The 22,263-nt window shown below is 66.0% G+C and carries 20 protein-coding genes and 1 tRNA gene; 15 read left to right on the top strand and 6 right to left on the bottom strand.

The window, feature by feature from the left end; all coding sequences use genetic code 11:
• Positions 1–5 precede the first annotated feature (5 nt).
• Positions 6–1,649, top strand: a complete 1,644-nt coding sequence (gene recN, locus AB3G31_RS03025) for a DNA repair protein RecN (RefSeq protein WP_367848741.1) — start codon at positions 6–8, stop codon at positions 1,647–1,649.
• Positions 1,646–2,548 carry an RNase adapter RapZ gene (rapZ, locus tag AB3G31_RS03020; protein WP_367848740.1) on the top strand — a complete coding sequence of 301 codons (903 nt, stop codon included), beginning with the start codon at positions 1,646–1,648 and terminating at the stop codon, positions 2,546–2,548. The genes recN and rapZ overlap by 4 nt, the downstream gene beginning before the upstream one ends.
• A 48-nt stretch (positions 2,549–2,596) precedes the next feature.
• Here the strand turns inward: rapZ and mutY are convergent, their stop codons facing one another.
• Genes mutY through mutM form a run of 3 tightly spaced genes read right to left on the bottom strand, consistent with a single transcriptional unit; the run spans position 2,597 to position 6,466 of the window.
• On the bottom strand, positions 2,597–3,658 hold the full coding sequence (gene mutY / locus AB3G31_RS03015; RefSeq protein ID WP_367848739.1) for an A/G-specific adenine glycosylase: 1,062 nt from the start codon (positions 3,656–3,658) through the stop codon (positions 2,597–2,599).
• Between the two features lie 7 nt (positions 3,659–3,665).
• Positions 3,666–5,606 carry a dynamin family protein gene (locus AB3G31_RS03010; RefSeq protein WP_367848738.1) on the bottom strand — a complete coding sequence of 647 codons (1,941 nt, stop codon included), beginning with the start codon at positions 5,604–5,606 and terminating at the stop codon, positions 3,666–3,668.
• Between the two features lie 44 nt (positions 5,607–5,650).
• Positions 5,651–6,466 carry a bifunctional DNA-formamidopyrimidine glycosylase/DNA-(apurinic or apyrimidinic site) lyase gene (gene mutM, locus AB3G31_RS03005; RefSeq protein ID WP_367848737.1) on the bottom strand — a complete coding sequence of 272 codons (816 nt, stop codon included), beginning with the start codon at positions 6,464–6,466 and terminating at the stop codon, positions 5,651–5,653.
• Between the two features lie 121 nt (positions 6,467–6,587).
• Between mutM and AB3G31_RS03000 the strand changes: the two genes are divergently transcribed.
• From AB3G31_RS03000 to pth, 7 genes are all read left to right on the top strand, one after another.
• Positions 6,588–8,315: a tetratricopeptide repeat protein gene (locus AB3G31_RS03000; protein WP_367848736.1), complete on the top strand. Its 1,728-nt coding sequence runs from the start codon at positions 6,588–6,590 to the stop codon at positions 8,313–8,315.
• Positions 8,312–8,803, top strand: coding sequence for an outer membrane lipoprotein LolB (locus AB3G31_RS02995; RefSeq protein WP_367848735.1), 492 nt, complete (start codon positions 8,312–8,314; stop codon positions 8,801–8,803). Before AB3G31_RS03000 ends, AB3G31_RS02995 begins: the two co-directional genes overlap by 4 nt.
• A 2-nt stretch (positions 8,804–8,805) precedes the next feature.
• Positions 8,806–9,651, top strand: coding sequence for a 4-(cytidine 5'-diphospho)-2-C-methyl-D-erythritol kinase (gene ispE, locus AB3G31_RS02990; protein WP_367848734.1), 846 nt, complete (start codon positions 8,806–8,808; stop codon positions 9,649–9,651).
• Positions 9,652–9,683: 32 nt separating this feature from the next.
• Positions 9,684–9,760 (top strand) — tRNA-Gln (locus AB3G31_RS02985).
• A gap of 64 nt (positions 9,761–9,824) precedes the next feature.
• Positions 9,825–10,799, top strand: a complete 975-nt coding sequence (locus tag AB3G31_RS02980; RefSeq protein WP_367848733.1) for a ribose-phosphate pyrophosphokinase — start codon at positions 9,825–9,827, stop codon at positions 10,797–10,799.
• Between the two features lie 97 nt (positions 10,800–10,896).
• Positions 10,897–11,547, top strand: a complete 651-nt coding sequence (locus tag AB3G31_RS02975; protein ID WP_367848732.1) for a 50S ribosomal protein L25/general stress protein Ctc — start codon at positions 10,897–10,899, stop codon at positions 11,545–11,547.
• 63 nt (positions 11,548–11,610) lie between these two features.
• Positions 11,611–12,222, top strand: a complete 612-nt coding sequence (gene pth, locus AB3G31_RS02970) for an aminoacyl-tRNA hydrolase (RefSeq protein ID WP_367848731.1) — start codon at positions 11,611–11,613, stop codon at positions 12,220–12,222.
• Here pth and AB3G31_RS02965 read toward each other — a convergent pair.
• On the bottom strand, positions 12,219–12,479 hold the full coding sequence (locus AB3G31_RS02965; protein WP_367848730.1) for a YfhL family 4Fe-4S dicluster ferredoxin: 261 nt from the start codon (positions 12,477–12,479) through the stop codon (positions 12,219–12,221). The genes pth and AB3G31_RS02965 overlap by 4 nt on opposite strands.
• 34 nt (positions 12,480–12,513) lie before the next feature.
• Entirely contained in the window at positions 12,514–13,197 is a 684-nt protein-coding gene (gene rpe, locus AB3G31_RS02960; protein WP_367848728.1) for a ribulose-phosphate 3-epimerase, read from the bottom strand.
• A gap of 49 nt (positions 13,198–13,246) precedes the next feature.
• Between rpe and apaG the strand changes: the two genes are divergently transcribed.
• From apaG to priA, 5 genes are all read left to right on the top strand, one after another.
• Positions 13,247–13,645, top strand: coding sequence for a Co2+/Mg2+ efflux protein ApaG (gene apaG / locus AB3G31_RS02955; protein ID WP_367848727.1), 399 nt, complete (start codon positions 13,247–13,249; stop codon positions 13,643–13,645).
• A 1-nt stretch (position 13,646) separates the two neighbouring features.
• Entirely contained in the window at positions 13,647–14,630 is a 984-nt protein-coding gene (gene thiL / locus AB3G31_RS02950; protein WP_367848726.1) for a thiamine-phosphate kinase, read from the top strand.
• Between the two features lie 43 nt (positions 14,631–14,673).
• The gene (locus AB3G31_RS02945; protein ID WP_367848725.1) at positions 14,674–15,096 is read left to right on the top strand and encodes a CoA-binding protein; all 423 of its coding nucleotides are present in this window, start codon (positions 14,674–14,676) and stop codon (positions 15,094–15,096) included.
• Between the two features lie 129 nt (positions 15,097–15,225).
• Positions 15,226–16,314 (top strand): uroporphyrinogen decarboxylase, encoded by a 1,089-nt coding sequence (gene hemE / locus AB3G31_RS02940; RefSeq protein WP_367848724.1) that lies wholly within the window; start codon positions 15,226–15,228, stop codon positions 16,312–16,314.
• 301 nt (positions 16,315–16,615) lie between these two features.
• Entirely contained in the window at positions 16,616–18,715 is a 2,100-nt protein-coding gene (gene priA, locus AB3G31_RS02935; RefSeq protein ID WP_367848723.1) for a primosomal protein N', read from the top strand.
• Positions 18,716–18,776: 61 nt separating this feature from the next.
• Here the strand turns inward: priA and AB3G31_RS02930 are convergent, their stop codons facing one another.
• Positions 18,777–19,382: a tRNA-uridine aminocarboxypropyltransferase gene (locus AB3G31_RS02930; RefSeq protein WP_367848722.1), complete on the bottom strand. Its 606-nt coding sequence runs from the start codon at positions 19,380–19,382 to the stop codon at positions 18,777–18,779.
• Between the two features lie 115 nt (positions 19,383–19,497).
• On the opposite strand from AB3G31_RS02930, the gene AB3G31_RS02925 reads away from it, so the two are divergent.
• On the top strand, positions 19,498–22,179 hold the full coding sequence (locus AB3G31_RS02925; protein WP_367848721.1) for a zinc-dependent metalloprotease: 2,682 nt from the start codon (positions 19,498–19,500) through the stop codon (positions 22,177–22,179).
• Positions 22,180–22,263: the final 84 nt, after the last annotated feature.

The following is a 22,263-nucleotide window of genomic DNA, read 5'->3' as shown; positions in this document are numbered from 1 at the left end:
AACACATGGCGCTAAAACGCATCACCCTGCGCGACTTCGTGATCGTGCGCGAGCTGGACCTGGAGCTGGACACCGGCTTCAGCGTGCTCACCGGCGAAACCGGCGCGGGCAAATCCATCCTGATCGACGCGCTGCAACTGGCCCTGGGCAGCCGCGCCGATGCGGGCACGGTGCGCGAGGGCGCGGCCCGGGCCGACATCAGCGCCGAATTCGACAGCCCGGCGGCCGTCAGCACCTGGCTCGAACAGGCCGGGTTTGACCTGGGCGACAGCCTGCTGCTGCGCCGCACGGTGGATGCGCAGGGCAAAAGCCGCTCCTGGATCAACGGCAGCCCGGCCACCGCCACCCAGTTGCGCGAAATCGGCGACCAGCTGCTCGACATCCACGGCCAGCATGCCTGGCAAAGCCTGACCCGCCCGGACACCGTACGTGGCCTGCTGGACGCCTACGCAGGCACCAGCACCCGTACTTTAGAGGCGCTATGGACCCAGTGGCGCAGCGCCCAGAAAGCCCTGGCCGATGCCCAGGCTGCGCGAGACTCGCTGCAGCAAGAGCAGGAGCGGCTGGCCTGGCAGATTGGCGAGGTGGGCAAGCTCAACCCCGGCGCCGACGAGTGGGCCGAGCTGAACGCCGAGCACACCCGCCTCTCCCACACCCAGGCCCTGCTGGATGCGGTGCAAACCGCCATCGACGCGCTGGAGGGCGAAGAATCCGGCGCCTTGGCCGGGTTGTCCCGCGCCCACACCGCGCTACACAATCAAGAGCACATTGCGCCCGAGTATGCTGCGCTGGCCGAGGTTTTGGCATCCAGTCTGGCGCAGGCCGAGGATGCCGCGCATTCGCTGCACACCACCCTGCGCAAAACCGAGCTGGACCCGCAACGCCTGGGCGAGTTGGACGACCGCCTGTCGCAGTGGGTGTCGCTGGCCCGGCGCTACAAACGCACGCCCGCCGAGCTGCCCGCGCTGCTGGCCAGTTGGAAGGCCGAGCTGGCCCGGCTGGATGCCGCCGCCGATGCGCAAGCCCTGGAAGCCGCCGAGCGCAAGGCCCAGGCCGCCTACCGTGCCGAGGCTGCCGTACTGGGCAAAGCCCGCGCGCTGGCGGCCCCCCGGCTGGCCAAGGCCATCACCCTGGCGATGCAGGGCCTGGGGATGCAGGGCGGCCAGTTCCAGGTGGCGCTGCAAAAGACCGAGCCCAGCGCCAGCGGGCTGGAAGAAGTGCAGTTTCTGGTGGCCGGGCACGCGGGCAGCACGCCGCGCCCGGTGGGCAAGGTCGCCTCTGGGGGCGAGCTGTCGCGCATCGCGCTGGCGATTGCCGTCACCACCAGCGCGCTGGGCACGGCGCAAACCCTGATCTTTGACGAGGTGGACTCCGGCGTGGGCGGTGCCGTGGCCGAAACCGTAGGCCGCCTGATGAAACAGCTGGGCCGCGACCGCCAGGTGCTGGCCGTAACCCACCTGCCCCAGGTAGCCGCCTGCGCCGACCACCACCTGGTGGTGGCCAAGCTGCGCGACGGCAAAAGCACAGTCAGCAGCGTGGCCTTGGTGCTGGGCGAACAGCGTGTGGCCGAAGTTGCGCGCATGCTCGGGGGTGAAAAACTGTCCGGCACCACGCTGGCGCATGCCAAGGAGATGCTAGGCGAGCTATGAAACTTGAAATTGTGTTGATTACCGGCATGTCCGGTTCGGGCAAATCTGTCGCCTTGCACGCCCTGGAAGACGCGGGCTACTACTGCGTGGACAACCTGCCACCCGAGTTGCTGCTGAACTTCGTGAAACTGGAGCAAACCCAGGGCGCGAAAAAGGTGGCCATCGCCATGGACGTGCGCAGCGCCACCGCCCTGCCCCTGGTGCCGCAGCATCTGGAGACGCTGCGCAAGCAGGGCGTGCACATCAAATCGCTGTTCCTCGACTCGGCCACCGACACCCTGGTGCGCCGCTACTCCGAGACGCGGCGTAAGCACCCGCTGTCGCGCTCCGAGCGCACCGACCAGCAGCACGCCCTAGTCGAAGCCATCGAGCTGGAGCGCGAGCTGCTGGCCGACCTGCGCGAAAAAGCCCATGTGCTGGACACCAGCTTCATCCGCGCCTCGCAGTTGCAGGGCTACATCAAGTCGCTGATCGCCGCACCCGAGGCGCAGTTGACGCTGGTGTTCGAGTCCTTCGCCTTCAAGCGCGGCATTCCGGTGGATGCCGACTTTGTGTTTGATGTGCGCATGCTGCCGAATCCGCACTACGAGCCCGACCTGCGCCCCCTGACCGGGCGCGATGACGCGGTGGCGGCGTTTTTGCGCCAAAGCCCCGACGTGGCGCAGATGTTCAACGACATCGAGAAGTTTTTAACCCACTGGCTGGAGCCGCTGGCCCGCGACCACCGCAGCTACGTCACGGTGGGCATAGGCTGCACCGGCGGGCAGCACCGCTCGGTCTACCTGGTGGAGCAGTTGGCCGCCACCTTCAGCAAACGCTGGGTCACGCTGAAGCGGCACCGCGAACTGGATGCACGGGGCGACCTGCCACCCATCTCAGGTGGCGCCACCGTTTTTTAAGACTTTTTGGCCTCTAGCGCTTATTCCATCAGCGTGAGCAGCTACTGATTATATAGCAGACAGCAGCTTGCGTATGGGTGCGGGCAGGCCCATGTCGGGCCAGCGCTGGGCCTCGACCCAGTCGCCGTGCGGGCCGGGGCGGGCGTCTTGCGGCCACTGGGTTTGCACCGGGTGCAGGTACAAGTCCTTGTGCGTCAGCACGTGCAGAAACACCGGCAGGTCGTCCAGCACCGTTGCGCCCACCGATGCCGCCAAGGCCTCGCGGCTGTCAAACACCGGCAGGCAGTACAGCCCCGCCCACACACCCGCGTCGGGGCGCCGCTGCAGCCACACGCGCCCGGCACCGTCTTGCGCCCACAGCAGCCACCAGGATTCGGTGCTGCGCTTGAGCTTGCGGGTTTTGACCGGGTATTTCTCGGGTGCGCCCTCGCGCTGGGCCAGGCACACCGGCTGCACCGGGCACAGCAGGCAGGTGGGCTGGCGCGGCGCGCAGACGGTGGCGCCCAGGTCCATCAGACCTTGGGTGTAGCGCGGCATGGTGTCCAGCCCGGCCTGGGCCGGGAGCAAGGCGGTGGCCTGCTCCCACAGGGCCCGCTCATTGGCGGCCACGGCCAGATCGGCCCCAAATCCCAGCACCCGGGTCAGCACGCGCTTGACGTTGGCATCCAGAATCGCCGCGCGCTCGCCATAGCAAAACGAGGCGATGGCGGCAGCCGTCGAGCGGCCAATGCCGGGCAGGGTTTGCAGCAGCTCGGCGGTCGGCGGAAAGCGCCCGCCATGCACCTCCACCACCTGCTGGGCGCAGCGGTACAGGTTGCGGGCGCGGCTGTAGTAGCCCAGGCCACTCCACAGGGCCAGCACATCGTCCAGGCTGGCGGCGGCCAGGCTTCGCACATCGGGAAAACGGGCCAGAAAGCGTGGAAAGTACTCCAGCACCGAGCTCACCTGGGTCTGCTGCAGCATGATTTCCGACAACCACACGCGGTACGGGTCCTGGGTGTTCTGCCACGGCAGGCTGTTGCGGCCGTGGGTCTTTTGCCAATGGATCACCTGGGAGGCGAAGGCGGTGGCGACCGCCTGGGGGGCCGCATACGCTGCCGCTAAAGTCATACCGGATTCATTCCAAAGAGGGCCGGGGTGCGGCGGTGGTCAAAAAATACGAGGTCAGCAGCTGCAAACGGGATTCGAACTGGCCCAGCACGGCCTCCTGGTCCTCGATCTCGGCCACCTGCGCATCCAGCCCCCCGGCGGCGGTCTGCATGCGGTCGATGCCTTCGAGGCGGCGGGTGAAGCTTTTGCGGCGCTCCTTGAGTTGGTCTTCAAGCTGGGCGGATGCCGATTTGCTCCACAGCTCCAGCTCGTCAAAGGCCGACTGGTTGACCCCGCGCAGCCGCGAGCGCAGTGCCCGCACCAGGCGTTCGGCAAATTCGGGCTGGGCCAGCTTCAGGGCGTTGCGCAGGCTCAGATACTGTACGTGGCTGGCTTCAATCTCGGCCAGCTCGGCCTGGAAGTGCTGCGCATCGGGTGCGTCGGCCAGCAGCAGCGAGAAGCCGAATTCGGTGTTGAGCTGGCCAAAGGTGGCGGCCAGCATGCTGTGGATTTCTTCCCCCGCGGTATAGGCCTTGGCCAGGTTATCGCGCAGCCGGGCAAAGGTGGCGGCGTACACGCCTTTCACGCCGCGCTTCCAGCCGGGTTTTTGCAGTGCCGCGGCCAGCACCGCCATCTCGGCCTTCAGGGTGCGGCTGCCCAGCAAGACGTAGGCCTCGCCCAGCAACTTGAGCTGGATAGCGCGCACGGCGTGGACCTTGGCGTTGCCCATGTCGAACTCGTGCTTTTCCTGTTCGATGCGCTGGCGCATGTTCTTCACCACGGTCAGGTTTTTGCCGCCCAGGCCCTGCAGCTCCATTTTTTGCTCGGCCAGGTCGCGGCGGCGCACGTGTAGCACGCGGCTGGTTTCGGTGCGCAGGTCGGTGATGCCGCGCGCCACGGCGGAGCGCAGGATGTCCTGCCGCTGGCCCAGGATGCCTTGGCCCAGCACCACTTCCAGCGCGGGCAGACCGCTGGCATGCAGCAGGGGCCCATCGTCGGTGATCTTGGCCACCAAGCCCTTTTGCGCCGACACCGCCAGTACCCGCTGCGCGGGCACCCCCAGCAGCGCCGCCGAGGCAACCCGCTGGCGGTCTACCTGCAGCTGCACCTGCTCGGGCGTGCTCAACGCGTCCCACAGGGTATCGACCTTGTTTAAAACCACCAACCGGGTCTCCATGGCGTCGGTCGCGGGGCGCAGGTGGTCGCGCCAGACGGACAGGTCGGACTTGGTGACCCCGGTGTCGGCCCCCAGGATAAAGACCACCGCGTGGGCCTGGGGGATCAGGTTGACGGTCAGCTCGGGCTCGGCGCCGATGGCATTCAGCCCCGGCGTATCCAGAATCACCAGGCCTTGCAGCAGCAGCGGGTGCGCCATGTTGACCAGCGCATGCCGCCAGCGAGGCACTTCGACCCGGCCCTCGGCATCCAGCGGCGGGTTGTCGTCGGGTTCCTGGTCGTGCCAGAAGCCCAGCGCACGGGCTTCCTCCTGGCTCACGCTGCGCACCTCGGTGACCTTTTCCATGGTCTGGGCCAGCTGGGCCGCGTCGTTCACGTCCAGGGCGATATGGGTCCATTGTTCCGGGGCCTGGCGCCAGTCGGCCAGCGACTGGGGGTGCAGGCGCGACTCGATGGGCAGCAACCGCAGGCTGGGCGGCACATCTGCGTCATAGCCCAGCTCGGTGGGGCACATGGTGGTGCGGCCCGCGCTGGCAGGCATGATGCGGCGGCCGTAACCGGCAAAGAACACCGCGTTGATCATCTCCGACTTGCCGCGCGAGAACTCGGCCACAAAGGCGACCATCACTTTGTCGCTGCGCATCTGGTCTTCCAGCCGCCGCAGCCGGGCTTCCACCCCGGCATCCATCAGCGCGTGCTCTTTCATCCAGGCCGACAGCAGCTTCAAGCGCAGCGCCAGCTCACGCCGCCACGCGCCATGCTGGCCTAGTTGGTCATTGAAGGAGGTCGCCACAGAGGGATCGATCGGTAATAAAAGTACAAAAAATCAATATAGCACTAGCGCTTTTGGCACACCGGGCAAAAGTAGGTGGACCGCTGGCCCTGGCGTATTTGCTGGATGGGCGTGCCGCACACCCGGCAGGGTAGGCCCTGGCGGTCGTAGACCATGGCTTCGAGCTGGAAGTAGCCGCTCTCGCCATGGGCGTTGGAGAAGTCCCGCAGGGTGCTGCCGCCCTTCAGTACCGCCCGGGCCAGCACGCTGCGCACGGCGGCATGCAGCTTGGCGGCGCGCGGTTTGCTGATGCTGTGGGCCCGCACGGTGGGGCGGATACCGGCAATGAACAGCGCCTCGGACGCATAAATGTTGCCCACGCCCACCACCACCTCGCCCGCCAGCAGCACCTGCTTGATGGCGGTTTTGCGCGCCTGTAGCCCTGCGTAAAAAGCCGGTAAAGAAAATCCATCGTCCAGCGGCTCCATGCCCAGATGGCCCAGCAGCTTGGCAGCTGCGGGGGCGTCCTGGCTGTCGGCATACACCACCGCGCCAAATCGGCGCGGGTCGTGCAGGCGCAACGTGCCCAGGTGGGTGACCACATCGCAGTGGTCGTGCACGCCCGGCTCGGGCTGCTGGGGCGCGAAATGCAGGCTGCCCGACATGCCCAGGTGCAGCAGCAGCAGACCCGCATCCAGGTCCAACAGCAAATATTTCCCCCGGCGGCGCACTTGCAGCACGGTGCGGCCCGCCAGCAGCGCAGGGTCGTAGCCCAGCGGCCAGCGCAGTGGTTTGCCCAGGCGCACGCTATGGATGCGCGCGCCCTGGATGCGGTCGGCAAAGCTCAGTCGGGTGACTTCAACCTCGGGTAGCTCGGGCATGGTGGGCTTGTAAAGAAGGGGAATCGCGTTACCGAGGGCTTCGCCCCTTACATCGCGTACGTTAATGGGCTTGGATTATTATGAGCCGATGAAGCGATATATCAGACTGGCTACCCACGGATTGGCAACTTTGGCTCTGGCCGCGGGCAGCCTGCACGCATTTGCGCAGGCAGCCCCCGAGGCCGCAGCCCCCAGCGCTTCAGAAGCCACGCCAGAGCAGTCGGCCCTGGACGGGGAGCTGTTCTACATCGTGCTGCTGGGCGAGCTGAATGCCGCAGGCGGCGAACCCGGCATTGCCTACCAGCTGTACCTGGAAGGTGCCCGCAAGGCCAACGACCCCAGCCTCTACCGCCGCGCGGTCGAGATTGCCCTGCAATCGCGCTCCGGCGATGCCGCACTGCAAGCGGCCCGCGTCTGGAGCAAGGCCGAACCCGCCTCGCGCGATGCCAACCGCTACGTGCTGCAAATCTTGCTGGCGCTGAACCGCGTGGCCGACACGGCCGAGCCGCTCAGGACCGAGCTGGCGATGGCCACCGAGTCCGACCGCGCAGCCGCCATCTCCGCCATACCACCCACCTATGCACAGATCTCCGACAAAAGCCAGGCGGCCTCGGTGGTCGAGCAAGTGCTGGGCAGCTACCTGAAGGACGGGGTTGTCGGCCCCGCGGCCTGGACCACCGTGGGCCGCATGCGGCTGGCGGCGGGCGATACCTCGGGCGCACTGGAGGCGGCCCGTAGCGGCCAGGCACTGTCGATTACCGCGCCCGGCCCGGTGCAGCTAGCCCTGGAAATGATGGGCCCAAGAGTCCCGCTGGCCGAGCCCCTGGTACTGCACTACCTGGGTGGCAAGCCCCTGCCCGAACTGCGCATGGCCTACGTGCGCGCGCTGCTGGAGGCCCAGCGCTACGGCGAAGCCACCCAGCAGCTCAAGCTTCTGACCAGCCAGAACCCGGATTTCCCCGATGCCTGGTTGGTGCAGGGCAGCCTGCAGGTCCAGGAAAACCAGCTCAGCGCCGCCGAGCTTTCGCTGCAGCGCTTCATTGCCCTGGCCGAACCCCTGCCACCCGGCGAAGGGCGCACCCGGGGCCTGTCATCGGCGTATATGGCCCTTTCGCAGGTGGCCGAGAACCGCAAGGACTACCCCGCAGCCTCCGCCTGGCTGCAAAAAATTGCCAACGCCGAAGAACTGCTGTCCGTGCAAGGCCGCCGGGCCTCGTTGCTGGCCAAGCAAGGCAAGTTGGCCGAGGGCCGCGCCCTGCTGCAAGCCCTGCCCGAGCGCACAGACGCAGATGCCCGCATGAAACTGTCGGCCGAAGTGCAGTTGTTGCGCGACAACAAACAGTACCAGACGGCCTACGATCTGATGGCCAAGTCGGTGGCCGACCATCCCGACGATGCCGACCTGCTGTACGACCAGGCCATGCTGGCCGAAAAGCTCGACAAGATGGACGAAATGGAGCGGCTGCTGCGCAAACTGATCGCCAGCAAACCCGACTACCACCATGCCTACAACGCCCTGGGCTATTCGCTGGCCGAGCGCAACGTGCGCCTGCCCGAAGCCCGCGCATTGATCCGCAAGGCGCTGGAATTTGTACCGAACGACCCCTTCATCGCCGACAGCCTGGGCTGGGTCGAGTTCCGCATGGGCAATAACGACGAAGCCCTGCGCGTGCTGGATGGCGCCTTCAAGGCCAAGCCGGATGCCGAAATTGCCGCCCATCTGGGCGAGGTGCTGTGGGCCCTGGGCCAACGCGACCGCGCCACGAGCATCTGGAAAGAAGGCATGCAGATCAATGGCGACAACGAAACCCTGCTGGGCACCCTCAAGCGCCTGCAAGTCAAGCTGTGACCGCTCTGGCCCGCCGCGGGGCGCTCATGGCGTGCGCATTGCTGCTGGCCGGGTGTGCGCACCTGAACAGTGGTCGCCAAAACGCCGACCTGTCTGCCTTCTGGAGCGGCCGCCTGGCCTTGCAGGTCGATGGATCGGCGGCGCAGTCTTTTTCCGCCAGCTTTGAGCTCAAGGGCTCGGCAGAATCTGGCGAGCTCATCCTCTTCAACCCGCTGGGCGGCACCGTGGCGCGCATGCAATGGCAACCCGGATCGGCCACCCTGCACGCCAACGGCGAAATACGGCCTTTTGAGTCGCTGGAAGCGCTGGTGGCACAGGCCACTGGCGCGCCGCTGCCGCTGGCGGCGCTGTTCGACTGGTTGCGCGGTAGCAACACGCCGGTGCCGGGCTGGCAGGCCGATCTGGCCCGCCTGAACGATGGCCGACTGATCGCGGTGCGCAGCCAGCCCGAACCCACGGCCACCCTGCGCCTCGTTCTCGACAAATAAGCATGCAAGCCCTGTACGACGTGGCCGCCCCGGCCAAGCTGAATCTTTTTCTGCACATCACCGGCCGCCGCGCGGATGGCTACCACCTGCTGCAATCGGTCTTCATGCTGATCGACTGGTGCGACACCCTGCACTTTGAATTGCGCAGCGATGGCCAGCTCAGCCGCGAAGACCTCAGCACTCCGCTGCCGCCAGACGATCTGGTGCTGCGCGCCGCCCGTGCGTTGCAAGCGGCCACCGGCACCCCCCAGGGCGCGCACATCGGTGTGCTCAAAAGCATCCCGGCACAGGCCGGCATGGGCGGTGGCTCGTCCGATGCAGCCTCCTGCCTGCTGGCGCTGAACCGTTTGTGGAAGCTGAATCTGCCGCTGGCGCAGCTGCACACCATAGCCCTGCAACTGGGTGCCGATGTGCCGTTTTTCCTGGGCGGCAGCAACGCCTGGGTCGAGGGCATTGGCGAAAAAATCACCCCGATTTCGCTGCCACCGGCCCGCTTTGCGGTGGTCAAACCGCCCGAGGGGCTGGACACCAAACTCATTTTTTCATCAAGAGATTTAAAACGCGATTCAGATAGTGCTATACTCGCAGGCTTTGCTGCACAGCCTTATTACTTCGGTACTAATGACTTGCAGCCAGTCGCGCAAAACCTCTGCCCTGCTGTAAATCAAGTCCTTGCGTGGCTTGAAGGCAAAGGTTTAAATGCTAGAATGACTGGCTCAGGTAGCGCGGTGTTTGCGCAAATGCTGAGCGATGTAAGTTTGTCAGATGTACCTGGTACCTGGCAGGTTCGCAAATGCAGCAATATGGACGTTCACCCTCTCAAGGGTTGGGCCTCCAGCGATGGTTAATCGGTTTGCAGCTTCATGCTGTGGACCCGTGTAGGGGAGTCGCCAAGTTGGTTAAGGCACTGGATTTTGATTCCAGCATGCGAAGGTTCGAGTCCTTCTTCCCCTGCCAAATATTCTGGATACGCTGATATCCGGAATATTCACACACAGTTATTTCATCGCAAAAGACGCTCATGCAGCCCCACCACACTGATTTCATGATTTTCACGGGCAATGCCAATCCTGGCATGGCCGCCGAGATTGCCAAGCACTTGGGCATCGCCCTGGGTGCGGCCCGCGTGGGCCGTTTTTCCGACGGTGAAGTCACCGTGGAAATCAACCAGAACGTGCGGGCCCGCGACGTGTTTGTGGTGCAAAGCACCTGCGCCCCCACCAATGAAAACCTGATGGAACTGCTGATCATGGTGGACGCGCTCAAGCGCGCCTCTGCCGAGCGTATCAGCGCCGTGATTCCCTACTTCGGTTACGCCCGCCAAGACCGCCGACCCCGCTCGGCCCGTGTGCCCATCACCGCCAAGGTGGTCGCCAACATGCTGCAAGCCGTGGGCGTGGACCGCGTGCTGACCATGGACCTGCATGCCGACCAGATCCAGGGCTTCTTCGACATCCCGGTGGACAACATTTACGCCTCGCCGGTGTTGCTGGGCGACCTGCGCCAAAAGAACTACGAAGACCTGATCGTGGTGTCGCCCGACGTGGGCGGTGTAGTGCGCGCCCGTGCGCTGGCCAAGCAACTCGGTTGCGACATGGCCATCATCGACAAGCGCCGCCCCAAGGCCAATGTCAGCGAAGTGATGCACGTGATCGGCGAAATCGATGGCCGCAATTGCGTGGTCATGGACGACATGATCGACACCGCAGGCACGCTGGTCAAAGCCGCCGAAGTCTTGAAAGAGCGCGGCGCGAAAAAAGTGTACGCCTATTGCACCCACCCCATCTTCTCCGGCCCGGCCATCGAACGCATTGCGAACGGTTCGGCCCTGGACGAAGTGGTCGTGACCAACACCATTCCTCTCAGCGCCGCTGCGATGGCATGCCCCAAAATTCGCCAACTCACCGTAGCCCCCCTGATCGCCGAAACGATCCAGCGGATTGCCAACGGCGAGTCGGTCATGAGTTTGTTCTCGGACCAGGAAAACCTTTTCTAGGCCAAAGAACAAAAAAGCAGGCCCGTGCGCACACTGCGCGCGGGCCTTTTTAAATCGGAGTGACACTGGTCGCGGTGCACTCTCACAGGAGTTGATTATGAAATTCGTCGCTTTTGAGCGCGCAAAGCAGGGCACGGGTGCGAGCCGCCGTCTCCGCATTACTGGCCGTACCCCCGGCATCGTCTACGGTGGTGAAACACCCGCAACCCAGATCGAAATCGACCACAACGCTCTGTGGCACGCTCTGAAAAAAGAAACCTTCCACTCCACCATCCTGGACATGGAACTGGCTGGCAAGGAAAGCAAAGTGCTGTTGCGCAATGTGCAAATGCACCCCTTCCGCCAACTGATTTTGCACGCTGACTTCCAGCGCGTCGAAGCCAACACCAAGCTGACCATGAAGGTGCCTCTGCACTACAGCGGCCAGGACGTGTCGCCTGCCGTCAAGACGGAAAACTGCATGGTCACCCCCGTGGCGACCGAACTGCAAATTTCCTGCCTGCCTGCAGACCTGCCCGAATTCATCGCGGTGGACCTGAGCGGCCTGACCAAAGGCTCGTCTTTGCACGCCAAGGACCTGGTTTTGCCCAAGGGCGTGTCGGTTGTCACCAAGGGCAAGGAAAACCCCGCCCTGGTGTCCGTGATTGCGCTGGCCGAAGAAGTCGCTGTGGATCCCGCAGCCGCTGCTCCCGCCAAGGGCAAAGCCGGTGCCAAGGCTCCCGCTGCCAAGCCTGCTGCCAAGAAGTAATTCTTTGGTGCATGCAAAAGGCCCACTTCGGTGGGCCTTTTTTGTTTTTGGATAATCCCCACCATGATCAAACTGTTTGTTGGCCTGGGCAACCCCGGCCCCGAGTACGAAGCCACCCGCCACAACGCCGGGTTCTGGTGGATCGACGCCCTGGCGCGCGAACTCAAAACCAGCCTGCAGCCCGACAAAAGCTACTACGGCCTGGTGGCCCGCGTGGTGGTGGACGGCGAGCCGCGCTGGCTGCTCAAGCCGCAGACCTTCATGAACCTGTCGGGCAAATCGGTGGGCGCGCTGGCCCGCTTCTTCAAGATCCAGCCCGGTGAGATCCTGGTGGTGCACGACGAACTGGACATCGTGCCCGGCCAGGCCAAGCTCAAGCTGGGCGGCAGCCACGCGGGGCACAACGGCCTGCGCGACATCCACGCCCAGCTGGGCAGCCCCGATTACTGGCGGCTGCGCATCGGCATCGGCCACCCGGGTGCGCGCGATGAGGTGCTGAACTGGGTGCTGAAAAAGCCGTCTGCCGAGCACCGCACCGCGATTGAGGACAGCATGACCCGCGCCATCCTGGCGGTGCCCGCACTGATGGCGGGCGATATGGACAAGGCCACCATGGCCATCCACACCACCAAGCCGCCCCGGCCCAAGCCGGTACGGCCAGCCGAGCCGGTTTAGGGCTTCACGATCTCCGCCTGCAGGCGCCGGTACTTGGCCCACAGGCTGTCTTTGTCTTCCACATGCTCGGGGTGCACCGGAATGCACGACACCGGGCAGACCTGCACGCACTGCGGCTCGTCAAAGTGGCCGACGCACTCGGTGCACTTGTGCGGGTCGATCTCGTAGATCTGCACGCCCAGGTAGATCGCGTCGTTCGGGCACTCGGGCTCGCAGACATCGCAGTTGATGCACTCGTCGGTGATGGTCAATGCCATGGCGCGCTCCGGGAAGTCATGGGCGAATGGTAGGTCACACCGTGGCCAGGGCGCTGCGCATCGCGTCGATCACCGCCTTGTAATCAGGGTTGCCGAAAATCGCGCTGCCCGCCACAAAGGTGTCTGCCCCGGCCGATGCCACACGGGCGATGTTGTCGGTCTTGATGCCGCCGTCTACTTCCAGGCGGATATCTTTGCCCGACGCCTCGATGCGCTTGCGGGCCTGCTCCACCTTGCGCAACGCCGAGTCGATGAAGCTCTGGCCACCAAAGCCAGGGTTGACGCTCATGATCAGGATCAGGTCGATGTCGTCGATCACCCAGTCCAGCACGTCCAGCGGCGTGGCGGGGTTGAACACCAGCCCGGCCTGGCAGCCCTTGGACTGGATGGCCTGCACGCTGCGGTGCACATGGCCCGTGCCTTCGGGGTGGAAGCTGATCAGCGACGCGCCTGCATCGGCAAACGAGGCCGCCAGCGCGTCCACCGGCTGCACCATCAGGTGCACGTCGATGGGCACCGGCGTGCCGTCGGGCTTTTTGGCATACGGCTTCAAGGCGTTGCAGACCATGGGGCCGAAAGTCAGGTTGGGCACGTAGTGGTTGTCCATCACATCGAAGTGGATCCAGTCGGCACCGGCAGCAATGACGTTTTTCACTTCATCGCCCAGGCGGGCAAAGTCGGCAGCGAGGATCGAGGGGGCAATACGGAAATTTTTCATGGGCCGTATTTTCGCAGACCGTGTATGCAGGCGCTGTACGATCCTGCCCATGCCCAAATACCAGTTCACCGTCGAAGTCTTGCCGCAGTACCTGCCCGAGCAGTCCGACCCCACCCAGGCCGTGTACAGCTTTGCCTACACGGTCACCATCCAGAACACCGGCGACACCACCGCCCAGCTGATTGCCCGCCACTGGACCATCAGCGATGCGCATGGCCACATCGAAGAGGTCAAAGGCCTGGGCGTGGTGGGCCACCAGCCGCTGCTGAAGCCGGGCGACTCGTTCCAGTACAGCAGCGGCTGCCGTTTGCGCACCGGCACCGGCGCCATGCGCGGCAGCTATTTTTGCGTGGCCGAAGACGGCGAGCGCTTTGAAGCCCCCATCCCCACCTTTGTGCTGGATGCCACCGGCAACCACCTGCCACCGGCCAGCCACACGCTCCACTGAGATGGGCGAATTCGACCTGATCCGGCGCTACTTCACCCGCCCTACGCCGCGCGCCGTGCTGGGCGTGGGCGACGACTGCGCTCTGCTGCAGCCCCGGCCCGGCATGCAACTGGCCATCTCCAGCGACATGCTGGTCGAGGGCCGCCACTTTCTCAGCACCGTGCCACCCGCCGCGCTGGGCCACAAGGCGCTGGCGGTGAACCTGAGCGACCTGGCCGCCTGTGGCGCGCAGCCACTGGCCTTCACCCTGGCGCTGGCCCTGCCGCGTGCCGATGCGGCCTGGCTGGAGCCGTTTTCGCAAGGCCTGCTGGCACTGGCCGATGCCCATGGCTGCGAACTGGTGGGCGGCGACACCACCCAGGGCCCCTTGAACATCTGCATCACCGTGTTCGGCGAAGTGCCGCCCGGGCAGGCCCTGCTGCGCTCGGGCGCGCAGGTGGGCGACGACCTGTATGTCAGCGGCACCCTGGGCGATGCGCGGCTGGCGCTGGAGGTGTTTCGCGGCACGCTGTCGTTGCCCGAAGCCGCCTTTGCCCAGGCCCGTACCCGGCTGGAACGGCCCACGCCCCGCGTCGCGCTGGGGCTGGCGCTGCGCGGCGTGGCCACGGCGGCGGCCGACATCAGCGACGGCCTGCTGGGCGACCTGGGGCACATTCTGCGGGCGTCTGGGGTGGGTGCGGTAGTGGACACCTCGATTGCTATTCAATTAGTAGCTGCTCATGCTTATATGAAGAGCACGGGAGCCATTTTTGATGCAGAACATTTGCTGGACTGCGTTTTGGCCGGTGGAGACGACTACGAACTGGTCTTCACCGCCCCGCCCGCGGCCCGCCAGGCGGTGGCCGCTGCCGCCGCCCGGGCCGATACGCCTGTGGCGCGCATTGGCCAGATCGAAAGCCGCCAGGCCGACGCCCCCATCCGCCTCATCGACGGCCAGGGCGCGCCGGTCTTGCGCACCTTTGCCGGGTTCGACCACTTTGCCTGAACCTACTAGGCTGCGGCGCCAAGCTTGCGTAAACTAATGCGTTATGAATGAAGCCGATGCCATACGCCAAATCCTGACGCACGCCCGTACCATCGCGGTGGTCGGCTTGTCGCCCAACCCTGCGCGCCCGAGCCACCAGGTGGCCCGCAGCCTGCAGGCGCGTGGCTACCGCATCATCCCCATCAACCCGAACGCGACCGAAATCCTGGGCGAAAAAGCCTATCCCAGCCTGACCGACGCCGCACAGGAGCAGGTGATCGAGGTGGTGAACTGCTTCCGCCGCAGCCGGGAGATTCCGCACATCGTGGACGAAGCCCTGGCCATCAAGGCCAAAGCCGTGTGGATGCAGCTCGGCGTCTCCCACCCCGCGGCGGCCCTCAAGGCCCAGGCCGCCGGGCTGCGGGTGGTGCAAAACAAGTGCATCAAAACCGAACACGCCGTGTTGTCGGCACGTGGGGTCATATAGCGGCAAATAAGGGCGCTCACGCTTATTCCGCGGGCACAAGCAGCTACCAAATACATAGCATCCGTTCCCAGATGGGCAGAGGGGAAAGTACGGTGCGGTAAGCTCACCAGTTTCCCAGTCTGCGCCGCCATGTCCTTCGCTCCCCTCCAAAACGACAGCTTTCTGCGCGCCTGCCTGCGCCAGTCCACCGACCACACCCCCGTGTGGCTGATGCGCCAGGCGGGCCGGTACCTGCCGGAATACCTGGCGACCCGGGCCAAGGCGGGCAGTTTCATGGGGCTGGCCACCAATACCGACTACGCCACCGAAGTCACCCTGCAGCCGCTGGAGCGCTTCCCGCTGGATGCCGCGATTTTGTTCAGCGACATTCTCACCGTGCCCGATGCCATGGGCCTGGGCCTGAGCTTTGCCACGGGCGAAGGCCCGCGCTTTGCCCACCCGGTGCGAGACGAGGCCGCCGTGGCCAAGCTGGAAGTGCCCGACATGGACAAGCTGCGCTACGTGACGGATGCGGTGACCTCCATCCGCCGCGCACTGAATGGCCGGGTGCCACTGATCGGCTTCTCGGGCAGCCCCTGGACGCTGGCCTGCTACATGGTGGAGGGCAAGGGCTCGGACGACTACCGGCTGGTCAAAAGCATGCTGTACAGCCGCCCCGACCTGATGCACCGCATGCTGCAGGTGAATGCCGACGCGGTCGCCGCCTATCTCAACGCGCAAATCGAAGCCGGGGCCCAGGCTGTGATGATTTTTGACAGCTGGGGCGGCGTGCTGGCCGACGGCGCGTTCCAGCAGTTCAGCCTGGCCTACACCCAGCAGGTACTGCAAAAGCTCAAAACCGAGCACAACGGCCAGCGCATCCCGCGCCTGGTGTTCACCAAGGGCGGCGGCCTGTGGCTGGACGAAATGGCCGGCCTGGACTGCGAAGTACTGGGCCTGGACTGGACCGTCAACCTGGCCAAGGCCCGCGCGCTGGTGGGCCACAGTAAGGCGCTGCAAGGCAACATCGACCCCAACGTGCTATTTGCCCCGCCCGCGCAAATCGCCACGGAAGTGGAGCGCGTGGTGAACAGCTTTGGCGTGCCGCACCAGGGCGCAGGCACCGGCCCCACGCATATCTTCAACCTGGGCCACGGCATCAGCCAGCACACGCCGCCCGAGCACGTGGCCGCGCTGGTAGAGGCCGTGCACCGGGCTTCCCGGCAGATTCGGGCCTGAAAACAATTTTGGGATGCACCACTTATGCACAAAATCTGGGGTGCACTGTGGTAGGCCCCTTGGGGGGCGACACGACCCGCTATGAAACCCATAGCGATCGTAAGTCCTTGATTTATATAGTCATCTGAAATTGCTTTTTTTAGAGGCAATCCGTCGAAAGCCTTGATTTACCGGGCTTTGCGGCCCGCCCTGCAGAGATATCAACAAAGTTATCCACAGATTCCTGGGATACCTTTTAAATCAGTTGCAAATCAAGCACTTAGCCGCTTTCCCTCTAGTTCACGTGAAATAACACACACAAATGCCGTACCGGCTCTCCGTCGCCGTCCAGACCCCCGCCCACAGCGCCATCGCCGGGCCGCTCACCTACAGCCACAGCGCCGCCCTGCCGCCGGGCAGCCTGGTGCGGGTGCCGCTGGGCACGCGCGAGACGCTGGGCGTGGTGTGGGATGGCACACCGGAAGAATCCCATTTCGAGGTCCGCCCCCTGAGCGCCGCACTCGACGGCCTGCCACCGCTGAACGCCGCCTGGCGTGGCCTGGTGCAATTTGCCGCCCTGTACTACCAGCGAGCGGTGGGCGAAGTGGCCCTGGCCGCCCTGCCCCCGCAACTGCGCGAACTGGGCGCGGCGCAGCTCACCCGGCGGCTCAAGCGGCCGGCCAAAGGCGCGGATGCGCAGCTGGAAGCCGCTATAGTTTCCGAAGCACTCAGCGCCGAACAAATAAGCGCCATTGCCACTTTTGAGTCCCAAAATGGCCCGTTTCTGCTGTTTGGCTCCACCGGCAGCGGCAAGACCGAGGTGTACTTGCAACTGGTGCAGCGCCTGCTGGCCCGCGACCCCACCGCCCAGGCGCTGGTGATGGTGCCCGAGATCAACCTCACGCCGCAGCTCGAAGCCCGCTTCCGCGCACGCTTCGAGCCCCGCTTCGGCGCGGCGGCCGTGGTGTCCATGCACAGCGGCATGACCGCCCCGCAGCGCCTGAAAAGCTGGCTGGCCGCCCACGGGGGCACAGCGCGCATCGTGCTGGGTACGCGCATGGCGGTGTTTGCGTCCATGCCGCGGCTCAAGCTCATCGTGGTCGACGAAGAACACGACCCCAGCTACAAGCAGCAAGAAGGCGCACGCTATTCGGCCCGCGACCTGGCCGTGTACCGCAGCCAGCTGGAAACCCGTTTATCCACAGACCCCGAACCTTGCCGCGTACTGCTCGGCTCGGCCACCCCGTCGCTGGAGAGCTGGCACCACAGCCGCCCGGCTGCCGAGGGTGGGCGCTACGTGCGCCTGGCCATGCCCAGCCGCATCGGCGCGGGCGCGCTGCCCAAGGTGCGGCTGGTCGATATGGGCTTGCAGCAAAAGAAAACCGTGTTCTCGCCCCAGCTGCTGGCCGCCATCCAGCAGCGCATCGCCCGTGGCGAGCAAAGCATGGTGTTTTTGAATCGGCGCGGCTACGCCCCGGTGCTGGCCTGCGGCAGCTGCGAATGGAAGAGCGAATGCCCGCATTGCAGCGCCTACCGCGTGTTCCACAAGATCGACCGCAGCCTGCGCTGCCACCACTGCGGTTACGCCGAACCCGTGCCGCGCGCCTGCCCCAGCTGCGGCAACCCCGACATTGCCCCCGTGGGCCGCGGCACCGAGCGGTTGGAAGAACACCTGGCCGAGCTGCTCGCCACCGTGCGCCGCCCCGACGGCGGCCCGGTGGTGGTGGCCCGCATCGATGCCGACAGCACCAAGGCCAAGGGCGCGCTGGAAGCCCAGCTGGCCGAGGTGCACACCGGCGCGGTGGATGTGCTGGTGGGCACGCAGATGATCGCCAAGGGCCACGACTTCCGCCGCATCACCCTGGTGGCCGCCATCCAGCCCGACGGCGCGCTGTTCTCCAGCGACTTCCGCGCACCCGAGCGCCTGTTTGCCCTGCTGATGCAGGCCGGGGGCCGCGCAGGCCGCGATGCCGCCCACAGCGCGGCCAGCGAGATGTGGGTGCAGACCGAACACCCGCAGCACCCGCTGTTTGCCGCGCTGCGCCAGCACGACTACCCGGCGTTTGCCGCCAGCCAACTCGAAGAGCGCCGCATTGCGGGCATGCCGCCGTTCAGCTTCCAGGCCCTGGTGCGCGCCGAGGCCCGCACCCAAGAAGCCGCCCAGGCCTTTCTGACGCTGGCCAGTGCGGCCGCCTGCGACGTGCCCGACGTGGACCGCGTCACCCTCTACCCCGCCGTACCCATGGGCGTGCAGCGCGTGGCCAACATCGAACGCGCCCAGATGCTGGTGGAAAGCCCGTCCCGCCAGGCCCTGCAGCGCTTCCTGCTGGCCTGGCAAGCCGTGCTGCGCGCCACCCGCAGCCAGCCCGAGGCCAAGGGGTTGATCCGCTGGGCCATCGACGTGGATCCACTGGGTATTTAAGAGAAATCGGGCTCCAGCGCCCATTCCATCGGCGCAAGCAGCTATTGAAAAAGTAGCACCCCTAGCCCGGCAGGTAGCCCGCCTGCTGCCCCACAAACCCGTCAAACGCGGCCAGCAAGGGCGCAAACCGCTCGGCATCCCCCTCCAGCTGCGCCAGCGCCGCGCAGGTGGCCTCCAGCGTAGACAGCTGGTCCGGCAGATGGGCCTTGCGGATGCGGTAGTGCGACGGCGGCAGGCCGCGCAGGGCCAGGCGGGGCAAGGCTTGCAGCGGCGGGCTGCTGTACAGCATCTTGCGGCTTTTGCGCCAGGTGCCGTCCAGCACCACCAGGCGCAGGCGCGATGGGTCTTGCAGCCATTCGGGCGGTAGCGGGGGCGGGGGCAACAGGTCGGGGGCGGTGTCCAGCGGCGTGTCGGGGTACAGCAGCAGCGTGTTTTTGCCATCTACCGGCCAGACCGGCGCGGCAAACGCCTCGCCCACCAGCAACCGGCTGTGCGGCAGGCTGAGGTGCAGCAGGCGGGCACTGCCCTTGGCCTGGTGCACTTCCAGCGGGTGCTGCAGCACCAGCACCTCCACCGCGTGGGCCGTGGGGCGCACCCACTGGCAGATGCAGGTGCGGTGCGGACGCAGGCACAGGCCACACACGGGGCGATGGGTGACGAAAACCATGGGGCATTGTAGGGAGCGACTTCACACGCATCAGGTACGATGGTTTGGATAGCCGCCGACGCCAACAGGATCTGCGCCAGGCCGCTTTTTTTATAAAAGATAGAGACAAAGCGCAATGACCCAGCATCGACTCCGCGCCACGTTGACCTTGGCCTTTGTGCTGTCAGGTTGCGCCACCCCCACCACCAAAATCAACCTGGAAGTGGCCGCGGCAGCGGCCCAGACGGCACAGGCGGCGGCCACCGTGGCCACCACCGCAGCAGTGGCGGCGCAATCGGCCGCCAGCGCGCCCCGGGCCCCCGGTGCGCCGCCCTCGCCCCTGCCGCTGTTTGCCAGCGTGTTGCAGGGCACCCAGCGCAGCATCGGGCTGTTTTCGATGTACCAGCGCGACGAGCGTTTCTGGCTGGAGCTGGGGCCGGACGACTTTGGCAAGCCTTTCTTTTTATCGCCCAAGATGGCCAATGGCATTGGCGAAGGCGGGCTGTATGGTGGCCGCATGCTGGCGCCCCGCCTGGTGGAATTTCGCCGCGTGCACAACGTGGTGCAGCTGGTGGCGCGCAACACCGACTTCGTGGCCCCGCCCGGCACGCCCGAGGCCCGCGCCGTGGCCGCCGCCTACGCCCCCAGCCTGCTGGGCAGCACCCCGGTGGCCAGCCAGCCCCACCCGAACCGCCAGAGCGTGCTGGTGGATGCGGGTGCGCTGTTCATCAACGACATGGGCGGCGTGGCCCAGACGCTGGCCCACACCTACCGGCAAAACTACGGCGTGGACATGCGCAACTCGGCCATCCTGAAGGTGCGCGGCACGCCCGACCTGCTGGTGCTGGAGGTGATGAACCACTACGCCACCGCCGGTATCGCCCTGCCTGCGCCTGGCAGCAACCTGCCCGGCACGCCGCAGAACCTGGTGGACCCGCGCAGCATGTTCATCCAGATCAACTACTCGCTGGCGCGCCTGCCTGCGCAGACCATGGCCCCGCGCCTGGCCGACCCGCGCATCGGCCACTTTGTGGAGTCGGTGGAAAACTTTGGCGACGACCTGGCCCCCACTGCCCGGCAGCGCTTCATCGCCCGCTGGCGGCTGGAAAAGCAGGACCCGCAGGCCGAGCTGTCCGAGCCGGTAAAACCCATCACCTACTGGATCGACCGCAGCGTGCCGGTGAAATACCGCGACGCCATCCGCGCGGGCATCCTGGCGTGGAACCCGGCGTTTGAGCGGATCGGCTTCCACAACGCGATCCGGGTAGAGCAGCAGGCCGACGACGCGGACTTCGACACCCTGGACTTTGGCCGCGCCTCGGTGCGCTGGTCCACCAACAACAGCACCGGCTTTGCCGCCATCGGCCCGCGCCACGTGGACCCGCGCACCGGTGAAATCCTGGACGCCGACATCCGCATCGAGAGCCAAAGCGTGCGCGCCACCCGCGCCTCCGCGGTGCGCCGCCTGGAACCCACCGCCCTGGAAGCCTCGCAGGCCAGCCAGGACTGCGACATTGGCGCAGAAGCGGGCGAGCAGCTGGCCTACGCGATGGACCTGCTCAGCACCCAGGGCGACATGGCCCCGGACAGCCCGCAAGCCGAGCAATTCGTGCGCGACTACATCACCAGCCTGACAGTGCACGAGGTGGGCCACACCCTGGGCCTGCGGCACAACTTCCGCGCCTCGCGGCTGTTCACCCAGGCGCAGCTGGCCGACCCGGCCTTCACCCAGGCGCAGGGCCTGAGTGGCTCGGTGATGGACTACCTGCCGATCAACCTTCCCATCGGCCCGGGCCTGCCCGGCCAGCCGCGCCCGGTGGCCGTCCAGACCACGCTGGGCCCGTACGACTACTGGGCCATCGACTACGCCTACCGTCCCATTGCCCCCGCGGCGGAAGCCACCACGCTGGCGCAGATTGCCAGCCGCAGCGCCGAGCCTGCACTGGCCTTTGGCACCGACGAAGACTTCTACCTTGGGGCCGACCCCGAAACCCTGCAGCGCGACCTGGGCGACAACCCGGTGGCCTACGCCCGCCAGCGCTTCGCCATTGCCCACGGCGTGTTCCAGCGGCTGGAAACCCTGCAGCCCCTGCCCGACCAGGACTGGAGCCGCGTGCGCCGCCTGCTGCGCGAATCGCTGTCGGATGCAGGCGCGGCCACCGGCATTCTGCTGCGCCAGCTGGGCGGGGTGCGCATGCTGCGTGACTTTGCCAACACCGGGCGCGATCCGGCCCAAAACACCCCCGCCGCCGACCAACGCGCCGCGCTCGATCTGCTGCTGCACGAGGTGTTGGCCACCCGCAGTTTTGCCGTCTCGCCCCAGCTCCAACGCCGCCTGGTGCCCGACTACCTGGCCCGCGCCGAAGCCCCCGCCAGCGCGGGCGACCTGCCCCTGGCACGCGAGGTGTTTGGCCTGCGCCTGCTGGTGCTCAACAGCCTGATGGGCGATGCGCTGGCGGGCAAGCTGCTGGACAACGACAGCCGCCTGGCCCCCTCGGAGGCCGCGCTGCGCTTGCCCGAGCTGGTGCGCCGGGTGGAAGCCGAGGTCTGGACCGACACCGCCGCCCCCAACGCCGAACAGCGCGAGCTGCAACACGCCTACACCGAGCGCCTGGCCGCCCTGGTGCTGCGCCCCTCCGGTGCCACGCGCGCCGACGCCCGCAGCATGGTGCGCGGGCAGGCCATGGCCTTGCTGGCACGCATCAGCGCCGCCCAGCAGCGCCGTGGCAACAACGCCGATATCCAGCAGCACTTGGCCGACAACGCCCTGACCTTGCGCAACGCCCTGTCTGCCAAGCTGGTCCGGTCCAGCAGCTAGTTGCTATTAAAAAAAATAGCTGCTTACGCCCTATCCATGGGCGCAAACCCGTTAAATCTTATAAATCCAGCGGCCACGCCAGTC

This window comes from Rhodoferax sp. WC2427 (assembly GCF_040822085.1).
GTDB lineage: Bacteria > Pseudomonadota > Gammaproteobacteria > Burkholderiales > Burkholderiaceae_C > Rhodoferax_B.
This window is presented reverse-complemented; position numbering and strand designations above follow the sequence as displayed.